The sequence below is a fragment of the Mesorhizobium sp. M7A.F.Ca.AU.002.02.1.1 genome (assembly GCF_003998535.1).
Classification (GTDB): Bacteria; Pseudomonadota; Alphaproteobacteria; order Rhizobiales; family Rhizobiaceae; genus Mesorhizobium; species Mesorhizobium ciceri.
The window spans coordinates 1-12,516 of sequence record NZ_RZPB01000098.1 but is presented as its reverse complement, the minus strand read 5'-3'; the positions used below and the strand labels follow the sequence as shown (position 1 = coordinate 12,516).

The 12,516-nt window shown below is 62.0% G+C and carries 15 protein-coding genes; 8 read left to right on the top strand and 7 right to left on the bottom strand.

Translation table 11 applies throughout. The features are described 5' to 3' along the window. From EN879_RS09140 to EN879_RS09130, 3 genes are all read right to left on the bottom strand, one after another. Window positions 1-774 (bottom strand): sensor histidine kinase (locus tag EN879_RS09140; RefSeq protein WP_164774353.1); only part of this gene is annotated, 774 nt, incomplete at its 3' end. 179 nt (window positions 775-953) lie between these two features. Then, window positions 954-1,121: a DUF1328 domain-containing protein gene (locus EN879_RS09135; protein WP_013529282.1), complete on the bottom strand. Its 168-nt coding sequence runs from the start codon at window positions 1,119-1,121 to the stop codon at window positions 954-956. Between the two features lie 227 nt (window positions 1,122-1,348). Further along, window positions 1,349-2,143, bottom strand: coding sequence for a response regulator (locus EN879_RS09130; RefSeq protein WP_013529283.1), 795 nt, complete (start codon window positions 2,141-2,143; stop codon window positions 1,349-1,351). A gap of 213 nt (window positions 2,144-2,356) precedes the next feature. Between EN879_RS09130 and EN879_RS09125 the strand changes: the two genes are divergently transcribed. Together EN879_RS09125 and EN879_RS09120 are read left to right on the top strand one after the other, a co-directional pair. Further along, on the top strand, window positions 2,357-2,560 hold the full coding sequence (locus EN879_RS09125) for a NepR family anti-sigma factor (RefSeq protein WP_032809255.1): 204 nt from the start codon (window positions 2,357-2,359) through the stop codon (window positions 2,558-2,560). Between the two features lie 3 nt (window positions 2,561-2,563). Beyond that, window positions 2,564-3,115 (top strand): RNA polymerase sigma factor, encoded by a 552-nt coding sequence (locus EN879_RS09120; RefSeq protein WP_013529285.1) that lies wholly within the window; start codon window positions 2,564-2,566, stop codon window positions 3,113-3,115. 13 nt (window positions 3,116-3,128) lie between these two features. Here EN879_RS09120 and EN879_RS09115 read toward each other — a convergent pair whose 3' ends face one another. Then, a complete protein-coding gene (locus EN879_RS09115; protein WP_027163154.1) occupies window positions 3,129-3,500 on the bottom strand; it encodes a response regulator in 372 nt (123 codons plus the stop codon). A 168-nt stretch (window positions 3,501-3,668) separates the two neighbouring features. Here EN879_RS09115 and EN879_RS09110 point away from each other — a divergent pair, with 168 nt between their 5' ends. The 3 genes from EN879_RS09110 to EN879_RS09100 all read left to right on the top strand — a co-directional run bounded on the left by EN879_RS09110 (window position 3,669) and on the right by EN879_RS09100 (window position 5,355). Further along, complete coding sequence (locus tag EN879_RS09110) at window positions 3,669-4,430, top strand: Crp/Fnr family transcriptional regulator (protein ID WP_027163153.1); 762 nt, start codon at window positions 3,669-3,671, stop codon at window positions 4,428-4,430. A 128-nt stretch (window positions 4,431-4,558) separates the two neighbouring features. Then, entirely contained in the window at window positions 4,559-4,885 is a 327-nt protein-coding gene (locus EN879_RS09105; protein ID WP_013529287.1) for a DUF883 family protein, read from the top strand. An 11-nt stretch (window positions 4,886-4,896) separates the two neighbouring features. Further along, window positions 4,897-5,355, top strand: a complete 459-nt coding sequence (locus tag EN879_RS09100) for a hypothetical protein (RefSeq protein ID WP_013529288.1) — start codon at window positions 4,897-4,899, stop codon at window positions 5,353-5,355. A gap of 13 nt (window positions 5,356-5,368) precedes the next feature. Here the strand turns inward: EN879_RS09100 and EN879_RS09095 are convergent, their stop codons facing one another. Then, the gene (locus EN879_RS09095) at window positions 5,369-6,844 is read right to left on the bottom strand and encodes an HWE histidine kinase domain-containing protein (protein ID WP_063170350.1); all 1,476 of its coding nucleotides are present in this window, start codon (window positions 6,842-6,844) and stop codon (window positions 5,369-5,371) included. Window positions 6,845-7,050: 206 nt separating this feature from the next. Between EN879_RS09095 and EN879_RS09090 the strand changes: the two genes are divergently transcribed. Continuing rightward, on the top strand, window positions 7,051-7,254 hold the full coding sequence (locus tag EN879_RS09090; protein ID WP_013529290.1) for a hypothetical protein: 204 nt from the start codon (window positions 7,051-7,053) through the stop codon (window positions 7,252-7,254). A 29-nt stretch (window positions 7,255-7,283) separates the two neighbouring features. Here EN879_RS09090 and EN879_RS09085 read toward each other — a convergent pair whose 3' ends face one another. Then, window positions 7,284-8,204: a diacylglycerol kinase family protein gene (locus EN879_RS09085; RefSeq protein ID WP_013529291.1), complete on the bottom strand. Its 921-nt coding sequence runs from the start codon at window positions 8,202-8,204 to the stop codon at window positions 7,284-7,286. 250 nt (window positions 8,205-8,454) lie between these two features. Between EN879_RS09085 and EN879_RS09080 the strand changes: the two genes are divergently transcribed. Further along, entirely contained in the window at window positions 8,455-9,774 is a 1,320-nt protein-coding gene (locus EN879_RS09080) for a PRC-barrel domain-containing protein (RefSeq protein ID WP_063169140.1), read from the top strand. A 51-nt stretch (window positions 9,775-9,825) separates the two neighbouring features. Here the strand turns inward: EN879_RS09080 and EN879_RS09075 are convergent, their stop codons facing one another. Continuing rightward, window positions 9,826-11,397 (bottom strand): alkaline phosphatase family protein, encoded by a 1,572-nt coding sequence (locus tag EN879_RS09075; protein WP_063169139.1) that lies wholly within the window; start codon window positions 11,395-11,397, stop codon window positions 9,826-9,828. Window positions 11,398-11,622: 225 nt separating this feature from the next. Between EN879_RS09075 and EN879_RS09070 the strand changes: the two genes are divergently transcribed. Further along, on the top strand, window positions 11,623-12,516 hold an 894-nt coding region (locus EN879_RS09070; RefSeq protein WP_127274017.1), incomplete at its 3' end, for a VOC family protein.

The following is a 12,516-nucleotide window of genomic DNA, read 5'->3' as shown; positions in this document are numbered from 1 at the left end:
GTAGCTCACCGAATTGACGGCGAGTTCATGCATCGCAAGGCCGATATGCAAGGCAGCGTTGGGATTGAGATAGGGGTTTGCCCCCTGAAACCTCAGGCTCCGAACCGGATCGCCGCCATAGCGGCCAACCTGGCCCGATACGAGTTCGCGAAGTGCTGCACCCCGCCAGTTGGAAGAGGTCACGAGATCCTGGGACGAGGCCAGCGATTGCAGCCGGCCGCGAAAGCGTGTCAGGAAATCGCCGATGCTGTCGGAGTAGCGGCCGGTCTGGGTGGCTATGCTCTGGATGATCGCCAGCAGGTTTTTCGAGCGATGGCTCACCTCTCGCAACAGCGTCGTCAGGGTCTGCTCGCGGCGCTTCTGCTCCGTCGTCTCGACCATCGTGGTGACGACGCCTTGCACGGTGCCACCATCGCCGTGATCGGCATCGATCCACACCTCGAACCAGCGGCTGCCATCCTCGACGGGAACGCTGATCTCGAGACGTTGGGGGTTGCCGGATGCAATGACGTCGCGCTTGGCCGCGCCGATGCGGTCGGCCTGCGCCTCCGGCAGGATGCCGATGCTGTCGGCGGTGTCCGAAACCCAGGGCGCACGCATGTTGCGCGCCCATACGGTTTTCATCTCGCGATCCTGGTAGAGAACGGAAATGCCGGCATTGTGCAACGCGTGAAGAAGAGCACGGCCGAGCTGCATGCCGCTGTCGGCGGGATGGAGGGCGATGACTTCATCGCTTTGCACGGCGTCTTTCCTGTTTCCGGTCCTGGAACCCATCGGCCAATCTGTCCACCCAATTCAGGCTGAACGGCTCATCGTTGAATGGGTTCCAAACAGGTTTCCGGAAAACCCGCCGCCAAAAACGGTCCGCCGGACGGCGTCCTTTGAGGGACACCGCCCGGCGGTGGCTGGAAACCGTTTGAGGGGTGCGGCTTCCAGTGTTCGGCCGTCCGTCCTTACGAAGCCCGTTTGAACAGGCCCGCAAGAAGCGAAATGACCAGGAAGGCGAGGAAGATGAAAAACAATATCTGCGCTATGCCGGCGGAGGTACCGGCGATGCCGCCGAAACCAAGCGCGCCGGCGATGATGGCAACGACGAGAAATACGAGCGCCCAGTAAAGCATGATCCATCTCCTTCGAATGGTGCGATGAAAACGTGGGTGGTTGCGGTTTGTTCCCACCCTTTGCCGAAAAAGACCGTGCTTGCAAATCGTTCGAGCGGAACCGCAGGAATTCACCGTCGCCGCCCGGGTGCATCAGGCGGCACGAAGTGACGAATTGATCATCTGGAGAGATTCGGGAGCGAGGCTATCGCCTTGGGTTCGTCAATTCCTCCACTCCCAATTCCCGACTATGCGGCGGCTTTCGCCTGCCGGTCAAAGAACAGTGCCTGGCTGATCAGCGCCTTGACCATGTCGGGATTGAACGGCTTGGTGACCAGGAAGGCCGGTTCCGGTCGTTCCCCAGTCAACAGGCGCTCGGGGAAGGCGGTGATGAAGATGACCGGCACCGACGTCGATGACAGGATTTCGTTCACGGCCTCGATGCCGGAACTGCCGTCGGCAAGCTGGATGTCGGCCAGCACCATCTTCGGCCGCGTCTTGCCGAACATCATCACTGCCTCGGCATGGGTGCGCGCCGTTCCAACGACGCGGTGCCCCAGGCTCTCGACCATTTCTTCGATATCCATGGCGATCAGCGGTTCATCCTCGATGATCAGAACGTCGGTTGCCACCTGACGGGATATCTCGTTGCTCGCCTGCGCAAGCAGCTCTGAAAACTCCTGGTCACCGACGTCAAGGATCTCAGCCGCTTCCTCCTCGCTGAAGCCTTCGACCGCCACGAGCAGGAAGGCCTGACGGGGCCGCGGCGCGATCGCATTCAGATTGGCGGCGGTGCGCTGTTCCCACGCCGATTGCGCCTGTTCCTGTGGAACGCGGATGGCGACCGATGTGAAAAGCTTGGCGAAAACCTTGTACAGCGCGATGCGGTCGCTCGATGCTTCGGGAAATATCTCGATATCGGCGATGATGGCTTCAAGCATCGCAGCGACCAGCGCGTCACCACTCTCTTGCGACCCGGAAACAGCCCGCGAGAAGCGGCGCAGGAAGGGCAGATGTGGTGCGATGGTGGCGGATAAGCTCATGGTAAGACGTCTCCCTCAGAATGACGCGATTGCGTAGCAGGTCAAGCTGACTGCAAGCCGTGATAACGCGGATTTTTTGAAAAAGTTCCACCTCGACGGAACAAAAGCCGGGGAGTGGCGTTTGTGGTGGGGATGGGCAACCAGACGAGGGCGCCGCTTGCGTTGTGTTGAGTACGGTAAGAGCGGCTTGAGCGCTGGGAATACAAGGGCAAAATGAAGGATATGACGAAAGATATTCTGACTGGCGCCGAGAGCAGGCGCCGGAACGGTTCTGGTGACGCTCTTGGGCCGAACTCCGAAATCGGACGCAAACTCAAACAATATTACGACGCGCTGGTCTCCGACGATGTGCCGGATCGCTTTTCCCAGTTGCTTAGCCAACTGGAACAGGCTGAACCCGCACAGAAGAAGGACTGAGGCATGGCCGCGGTCTCACAAGGCTTCAAGACTGATCTGCTTGGGGCAATCCCAAGTCTGCGCGCGTTTGCCGTGTCGCTGACGCAAAATGCCGATAAAGCCGACGACCTCGTCCAGGAAACACTCGTCAAGGCTTGGGACAAGCATGAGAGCTTCCAGCCCGGCACCAATCTCAAGGCCTGGCTTTTCACCATCCTGCGCAACGAGTTCTATTCGCAAATGCGCAAGCGCGGGCGCGAAGTGCAGGACAGCGACGGTATCATGACGGCCAGGCTTGCCGTTCATCCGGCCCAGCACGGTCAACTCGACCTGAAGGACTTTCGCGGGGCGCTGGAGCAGTTGCCGGAGGACCAACGCGAAGCCATCATCCTCATCGGCGCATCTGGTTTCTCCTACGAGGAGGCCGCGGAGATCTGCGGCTGCGCGGTGGGGACGATCAAGAGCCGCGTCAGCCGAGCCCGTACCCGCTTGCAGGAGATCCTGAAAATATCAGGTGAGGACGAGTATGGTCCGGACGCGATTTCGGCCCAGGTAACGAGTTCGCCGGCGAGCTGACCGCGATCGCGTCTCAAGCGCGTCCGCAGGCCGCCGCGACCGCTTGCACCAGGTCTTCGCCTGAGTAGGGTTTGCCAACCAGCCTGACGCCCGGAAACGATGCCTTGATTTCATCGGCATCCGAATAGCCGGACGCAAACACGAAAGGTATGCCTGCCGCGCGCAGCCCGGAAGCGAAATCGATCGTCGAGGCGCCGCCCAGCATCAAGTCGACAATGGCTGCATCGAATCGCGTGGCGACTTCCCGGCCATCGACCTCGGTCAGGTCACGGGCGATCACCACCTCATCGGCGCCATGATCGCGGCAAAGTTGCTCGACATCCATGGCGATGAGAAATTCGTCCTCCAAAACGAGAATCCGCAATCCGTCAAGCAATGTGGGCACAGGCAAAGACTCCTTGAAACGCCGGAGTCATGATCGCTAATTGGCTTGATGTCATTTAAAAAAGACATGTGGCCAGCGGGCGGAACCTCAATCCTTGCAACGCGTTGAAACGCGGCTCTCCAAGAGCGGCTTTCGAAGGGGGTCGAGCGGGCTTTCGAAGGGGGCGAAATGTCAGTCCAGAACAATAACGCTTTCTCCAGCCGCCAATATCCTTGCGAGAACTGCCCATTGCGGCCGTTGCCGGTTTTCCGCGACTTCGAAGAACAGGAGCTGGCCTTCATCAGCAAATTCAAGAAGGGTGAACTCGCGGTCGATAAGGGCGACACGGTGCTGGTGGAGGGAAGCCATAGCGCCCATCTCTACACCGTGCTCTCCGGCTGGGCGTTTCGCTACAAGCTGCTGCGGGACGGCCGTCGCCAGATCCTCAATTATCTCATGCCCGGGGATCTGATCGGCCTGCAAGGCAGTGTGATGGGCGAGATGCAGCATTCCGTCGAGGCACTCTCACCGATGCTGCTGTGTGTTTTCGAGCGCGAATATCTGCACGAGCTGTACCGCAATCATCCCGGGCTGGCCTACGACATCACCTGGATCGCATCGCGCGAGGAGCGGATGCTGGACGAGAATCTGCTCAGCCTCGGGCGCCGCAGTGCGATCGAGCGCGCCGCCTATCTCATCGCCTTCATCGGCAGCCGGGCCAAGGTCGTCGGACTGAATGGCAGCCAATCCGTCCAGATACCGATCACGCAGCAGCACATTGCCGATACGCTCGGCCTGTCGCTGGTTCACACCAACAAGACGATCCGCAAGCTGATGGATCGCAAGCTGATCGTCTGGCGCGACGGCGGCTGCGCGGTCTCCGACAATGAAGGGCTCAAGCGGCTCGCCGGCTGGGAAGGGCTGGGCGAGGCGCGCCGGCCACTAATCTGAGGAAGCGTCTTTTTGCGAAGCCGGCGGATCGGGTGCGCGCCGATGCGTTTTCGGCTACTTTGTCCGCAGTGGCGGAACCATGAGGTGCGCAGCGCGTTTGAAACCGAGCAATCACAAGGAGTTAAGCCATGGCCACTGCCGCAGGAAAGACCGCAACCGACGCCCGTGCAAATGCGGACCTGGAAGCCGACATCAGGCAGTTGAAGGCCGACATCGACAAGCTCACCAAACAACTGGCCAAGACCGGCGAGCATGGCTATGGCACCGCGCGCCGTGCAGCGACAGAAGGGGTCGAGCAGTTGCGCGCGCAGGGCGAAGCAGCCTTTGACAGCTTGCGCAGCAATGCCAAGGACATCGAAGCGCAGATGATGGCAAGCGTGCGTGAAAAGCCGGTGACGTCACTGGCAATCGCCGCTGGCGTCGGCTTCCTTTTCGCGCTCATCGCGCGTCGCTAGTCGCGCTACAGATGGGAATGTTGGCAACCCTGATCTCGGGCCTCGCCTCGGGGGAAACCGTGGCCGCCGTTCACCGGGCGCGCACGGCGGCAATCGTCTATGTGATCGCCATGGCCGCTGCGCTTTGCGGTCTCGGCTTTCTGGTCGGGGCCGCCTATATCTGGACGGCGATGCGCTACGGCTCGCTTGCCGCCGCGCTCGGGTTTGGCGCCGGTTTCCTAGTGCTCGCCGGACTTATCCTGCTGATCTACCGGATATCCGCAGGTTCGCGCGCCCGGCGCCGGGCGCAGCGCCGCAATGCCGACATGAAGGCGATCGGCGTCACCGCCGCACTCGCCGTGCTGCCGAGCCTGCTCAAGGGAAAAGGCGGTCTCGGCGCCATTCTGGGGCCGGCCGTGGCGCTCGCGGCCTACGCCATCTACCGCGAGAATGTGAAATCCGACGATCCGGATGAGAGCGAGCGGACATAGAGCTGTTGGGAGATCACTTCGACAGCTCTTCCAGGGGCATCGATATTTCGGCAAACACGCCTTCCGGCCGGAATTCATGGGTCACTTCGCTGGAAATGACCTTGGCCAGGCTGCGGCGAATGAGGATAGAGCCGAAGCCTTGCCGATCCGGCGGAGCGACTTGCGGCCCGCCGCTTTCGCGCCAGGTCAGCACAAGACGCCGGGCATCCTTCCTGCCTTGCGTCCTCCAGCCGAGGTCGACCCTGCCTGACGGCACCGACAGCGAGCCATATTTCAGCGCGTTGCTGGCGAGTTCATGCAGGATCAGGCCAAGCCCGACGGCCTGGTCGGGCGACAGCAGCAGGTCGTCGCCGGAGATCGTCATGCGCGGCTGCTCGGCCGTTTCGAAAGGTCTGACCTCGATCTGGACGAGTTCACTGATGCCGATGCCACGCCACTCGCGGTCCGACAACAGATTGTGGGCGATGCCCAAGGCCTGAAGCCTGGCGCCGAAGGCCTCGAGGAACTGGCTTGGCTGGCGGGCATGGCGCACGGTCTGGGTTGCCAGCGCCTGGACGGTCGCCAGAGTGTTCTTGACGCGATGGTTGAGTTCACGCAGCAGCAGCCGTTGCCGTTCGTCGCCGAGCTTGCGCTCGGAGATGTCGTAATTGACGCCGAAGATCAATGTCGGCTTGCCGTCGCCGTCACGCTCGATCACACGGCCGCGCGTGGCGAGCCAGCGCGGCGGGTGAAAGCCCTTCACCCGGTATTCGCCGAAATAGTCGTCGCTGCCGGTCAAGGCGTCGCGAAAGCGGGTTTCGGTCTGGTAGACGTCGCGCGGATCGATGGCGGTGAGGATGTCGCGTGCGCGCAGCCGGTTGGAGCGCGGCAGGTTGAACAGCTCCGACATCAATGTGTCGCATTCGATGACATCGGTGCGGATATCCCATGCCCAGCTGGCGAGCGAGGCCGCATCGAGTGCGATGGCGCGTCGTTTTTCCTCGCGCGCAAGTGCGGCCTCGGCGATCGCGCCGCTGCGGGTTGCGTCCTTTAGGGTGAACAGGCTGGCGGCCAGGCCGGCGAGCGCCTTCAACTGGTCGAGCTCGGTTCGGGATGGAAAACCATGCGGCTCGCGGTCGAGCACGCACAGCGTGCCGATGCGGGCACCTGCCACGATCATCGGCGCGCCGGCATAGAAGCGGACATGGTGCTTTCCGGTGACCAGCGGGTTGGTCTTGAAACGGGGGTCCGCCGTTGCATCCACGACCACCATCGGCTCGTCGCCGGCGGCAATCGCATGGGCGCAGAAGGAGACGTTGGTCGCGGTTTCGGTCTCGTCCAGGCCGAAGCAGGATTTGAACCAATGCCGTTCAAGGTCGACGAGTGTGACCAGGGCCATCGGCACCTGCATCACCGCTGCGGCAAGGCTGCTGACGCGGTCGAAATCGGGGTCGGCCGCCGTATCCAGCATCTCCAATCCGTGCAGCACGGCCAGCCGGTCGATATCCATGACTGCTAGCGCAACTTCGGCCGGCAGATCGGGTGCTGTTTGCGTCTTGCCAATCACCCCAATTGCCTCGTCCCGGTCTTCGTCGCCGCATGCTTGCGCTGGTGCAAGGCCAGCACGCTTTTCCGGAACCATCCTAGCGAGGAACCGTTACCCGACCATGATTTGCCGGGCGCGCCAGTTGGTGCAGAATGAGACAGGGATCGAGCATGGCCAAGATCATTCCAGAAAACAAGGCGCGGCAGGGGCGATGGGGCTGGCATGGATTTCGGATCCTGATCGCCGCACTGCTTCTGGTGTTTGCTGCATGGGGCATTGCCGAGATCTATGGTGTGTTGATCAAGGCGCCTAACAGCGATGAACAGCATGTCCCCACACCGCCCAACACCACCGAGCAGGCTCCTGCCGGGTAAAGCGGGCCTGTCCGTTGCGCCGCACCTCATCAGGCGGCTCTCGACTGGGCCGCGCTCGCCGGAACCAATACATTCAGTGCGCCAGGCTGAATCTCGATTACCGTTTCACGGTCAAGCCTGACCAGTTCGCCGTCCATGACGGCGCGAAATTTGCGGCTGCCCGAATGGATTTTCAGCACCGTTCTGTTTGTCTGGTGGATTTCGACATGTTCGTTGTCGCGCCATTTGCCGCGCGCCATGTTGAAGAAGAACTTGACCAGTTCGGCGCGCTGCTTCGCCACCGTGACATAGACACCGAGCACGCCGCCCGCAGGATTGTCGGCATAAGGCAGATGGCCTTCACCGAATAAGTTGTTGGTGATGCCGATGCCGGTGATGCGTGCCGCCATTTCGGCATCGCCGATGCTGAGCGTCACATTCATCGCAGGTGGATTGTTGATCGTTGCCCAAGCCGCCTTGGCCGAGGCGCGGATCTTTCCCAACCGCGAACCGAACTCCATCTTCTGGCGCAGTTGCACCATCTTCGCGTGCATGCCGATCGAGAACTGGTGCACGAAAGGTTGGCCATTGGCCGTCGCCACATCGACAGCAATGATTTCGCCGTCGGCGAAGGATTTCAGCGCCCCGTCGAGCGACTGCGGAATGCCCAACCCGCGTGCGAACAGGTTCATGGTGCCGGCTGGCAATATGGCAAGCGCCTTCTTCGTGCCCATCAGTCGGGCGGCCGCGGCGGAAATGGTCCCGTCGCCGCCACCCGCCAGCACGATGTCGACCGAGCGACGCGAAGCGGCGTTGTCCAGCGTCTCCACCACATCCTTGCCGGCGACAATTTCGATGCTGAGCGAGTGGCCTGCCGTTTCCAGCGTCTGATGCATCCTGTCGGAGAAAGCGGCGAGGTCGGTGGTGCGCAAAGTGCCGCCGTCCCGGTTCAGCACCGCTGCAAATCTCATGCCCCGCTCCACCAGGTCAGCCAAATGGCGGCCGGGATATACCCAGCCAACGGCTGAAACGCGGCGTCGACAGAAAGGTTCCTCTTGCCACGGGGTGACTACCCCAGCGGCTCAATAATTTCCGTGGTTTCGTTCCCGGACCGCAGCGCTTTGTCGGAACAACTGACCCGGTCACGACGTTGTGAACCTGCAGATGCCGCGTTCCCCAAGGAGACGCGGCGCATGAGATCAGGCACGAGGAGAGACTACCATGATCCGCAATCTTTTAGCCACGACGGCGCTCGCAACCTTTGTCGCGACCGGCGCCTATGCGCAGAACGCAACAAATACGGCGCCTGCCACGCCCGCCGTCCAGGAGCCCGCCGCCGCTCCTGTGGCACGCGCAGAGGGCAGCATCGTCACCAACATCATCGGTGAGTCCGTCTACAACGGCACCGGCGACGATGCCGAAAACATCGGCAAGGTCAGCGACGTCGTGTTCGACAAGGATGGGCAGGCGAAATCCGTTGTCATCGACGTCGGCGGTTTTCTGGGTGTCGGCGCCAAAAGCGTTGCTTTCGATTACGGCAAGCTGCAGTGGGCCGAAAAGAATGGCGACCGCTGGTTGGTGGCCCAGACGACCAAGGACGAACTGACGGCGCAGGCAGAATTCGATAAAAAGCCTTACAGCCCGACCCCAGCACCTGCGGCATCGACCGACGCAACAGCGCCGGCAGCACCCGCGACGACGGACACAGCGCAAAAGCCTGTCGACATGAACGCCGCTTCGGCAGAACCAGTCAAGCGCGCCGACGGCAATCTCGCCACCAACATCATCGGGGAAAACGTCTATAACGGCACCGGCGATGACGCCCAGAACATCGGCGACGTCAACGACATTGTGCTGACCAAGGATGGCAAGGCGCAGTACTTGGTCATCGGCGTCGGCGGTTTCCTAGGCCTTGGCGCCAAGAACGTCACCTATGACTTCTCGAAGGCGCAGTGGGCCGAGAAGAATGGCGACCGCTGGCTGGTCGCCCAGACCACCAAGGAAGAATTGCAGGCGCAGCCGGATTTCAACCGCAAGGCCTATGACCCTGCGCCGGCAACGACGGCTTCGAATGCGCCGGCAGCAGTCGCGCCCGCCGCAGCCCCTGCCGTCGCTCCGTCCGACAAGACGGCACAGGCTCCGGCGCCCACGACCCCCGATGCCTCGGCTCCGGACCAGACAAAGACCGCAGCCATCGACAAGTCGACGCTGACCGAGATGCCGGTTGGTGAGATTCGCGCCGATGACCTCAAGGGCACGACTGTCTATGGCGCCAACGACGCCAAGGTCGGCGAGATCGGCGATGTCGTGCTTGCGCCCGACAAGAAGGCCGATGCGGTGATCGTCGATGTCGGTGGCTTCCTCGGCATTGGCGAGAAGGAAGTCGCGGTCGGCATGGATAATCTCAAATTCATGACCGACAAGGCGGGCAACAAATACCTGTACACGACCTTCACCAAGGAACAGCTCGAGGCACAAACCGCCTATGACAAGGGCAGCTATGCCGAGAAGCGCGATCAGCAGCGCATGATCGTCAGGTAGTTTCCACCCAGTCGGATACAGGCCCGCGCCGGCAACGATGCGGGCCTGTGTTCATGTGTGGCGTGGAGGCAGGCCAGCGGCATGGCCGACGAGGCCGTTCTCGGTCAATTCGGCCAGTGCCAGCGATTGATCGAGATGTTCGGCCCGCCAGGCGAGCAGTCGTTCGGCGAATTCCAGCCGCACGGCGAGATGGCTGGGGTCGGCCGCGAGGTTGTCCAATTCGTCCGGATCGTTTTCCAGATCGAACAGCAGCGGCGGCAGGTTGCCGCCGAAATGCACATATTTGAAATGTTCCGTGCGGATTACGGCGAGATTGCATTGGCGTGAGGCGATGCCGAAATGGCGTTCGGCCTCGCCCGCGGCAACCGAGCGGAAATCGAACTCCCAATGCGCGGCATCGCGCCACGCCGCCGGGGCCTCTCCGCTCAGGAACGGCTTCAGCGACCTGCCGTCGAGATGCGGCGCGGGCTCTTCGCCGAGCAGGTCGAGAAACGTCGGCAAAATGTCGACCGCTTCGGTGAAGCTGTCGACCTTGCCGCCGGCCGCCTTGCCGTGGCGCGGATCGCGGATGATCAGCGGAATGTGGTAGCTGCCGTCGAAATAGCCTCCCTTGCCCAGCATGAAATGGTCGCCCATCATCTCGGCATGGTCCGAGGTCAGCACGACGATGGTGTCGTCCCACGCGCCGGCCGCCTTGACCGCTTGCCAGATGCGGCCGAGCTGGGCGTCGACCTCGGAAATCATGCCGTAATAGATCGCGCGGAGGACGCGAAAATCGTCTTCGCTCCAGTCGTGCACCTTGCCGCTGGCGTCGGGGCGGAATTTCATCTGTTTCTGCCGGCCGAGATCATAGGCTAGATAGGGATGGTTTTCCGCCTCCTCCTGCCAACTTGCCGCGCGCCGAAAGGCCGGGCCGTCAGCCGGATCGTACATTGTGTTGTAGGGCTCCGGCACTATGAAGGGCGGGTGCGGGCTGATGAAGGAAAGATGCGCGAACCACGGCGCGGCGTGCTCCTGTTCGCCAAGCCAACGCGCGAATTCGCCGGTCAGGAAGGCCGCCGGGGTTTGCTGCCCGGAGTAGACGGGCGGCGCGTTGTCGACGGTGGTTCCGACCGCGCCGTCGGCCACCGGGCGATGGATGTCGGGAGATCCGGCGCTGGCGTCGACACCTTGTAGTTCCAGCCAGGATAGCCATTGCTTCTGATGCTCGGGCAGCAACTGGCGCACCGTAAAGCCCGGCAGCACGCCTTCATAGCTTTGCAGCCGCGGATCGCCTGGCGCCAGCAGGCGCGGATCGAGCGACACATCGGTGTAGCCGAACAGCGTCGGATCATAGCCCAGGGCGCGAGCCGAAAGCGCAATGTTGCCGTGGCGAGCGTCGAGCGGCGTGCCATTGCGGCAGACGCGGTTGTTCATCTGGTAGAGGCCGGTATAGAGGCAGGCGCGAGCGGGCGAGCAGGGCGCCGCGCCGCCATAATGCCGCTTGAACAGCACGCCCTCCGCGGCCAAAGCGTCGGCATTCGGCGTTCGCACGATCGGATGACCGGCGGCGGACAGACAATCGCCGCGCCACTGGTCGCATGTGATCAGGAGAATGTTAGGCCGCCTGGCTTTTCCAGTCACTCACGATACCTTTGTCCCGGATGTCGAACGCCGTTTATGGAACCGAATTCTGGCCATGGCGCAAGTCTGACCTGCGAGCCAATTGGTGAACGAACCTTGTTCCATCGTTCACTTTTATGACACAGTCTATTCTGTGTTTGCCGCCTTTGCGGAAACTGCCCTGGTCCTCATATTGGCGTGGACAGCGGCGAGGGCCGCACATGTACCAAGGGAAGGAGCAAGACAATGCTCGACCAGATCAAGGGCCTGCATCACGTCACGTCGATGGCCAGGGATGCCCGCCAGAACAACGATTTCTTCACCAGGAAACTCGGTCAGCGCCGGGTCAAGAAGACCGTCAATTTCGACGCGCCCGATGTTTACCATCTTTACTACGGTGACGAGGCCGGTACGCCGGGTTCGGTGATGACCTATTTCCCCTTCCCCGACATCGGCAAGGGCCGGCATGGGGTCGGGGAAGTCGGAACCACCGTCTACTCGGTGCCGGAAGGCACGCTTGGCTATTGGGAAAAACGCTTTGCCGATGAGGGCGTCACCGGCCTCTCGCGCGAAGAAACCTTCGGTGAGAAGCGCCTGGCTTTTGCCGGACCGGATGGTGACGGCTTCGCGCTGGTCGAGTGCAAGAGCGACAGCAGAGCACCCTGGGCGAAAGGCGGCGTTCCCACGGATGAGGCGATCCGAGGCTTTCATTCCGTGTCGCTCAGGCTGAAGGATGGCGGCGCCACGGAAGAGCTGCTGAAGTTCATGGGCTATGAGGAAGTCGACAAGTCCGGCAATCTCAGGCGGCTGGCGGTGAAGAACGGCAATGGCGCCGATGTCATCGACATCGAATCGCTGCCGAGCACGGCCTTCGCCGATCTCGGCGCCGGCTCCGTCCATCACGTCGCCTTCGCGGTCGAGAACCGCGCCAGGCAGCTGGAAGTACGCAAGGCGTTGATGGACACCGGCTATGGGGTGACGCCGGTGATCGACCGCGACTACTTCTGGGCGATCTATTTCCGCACACCGGGTGGCGTGCTGTTCGAAGTCGCCACCAACGAGCCGGGATTCGATCGCGACGAGGATACCGCTCATCTGGGCGAGGCGCTGAAGCTGCCGACGCAGCACCAGCACCTGCGG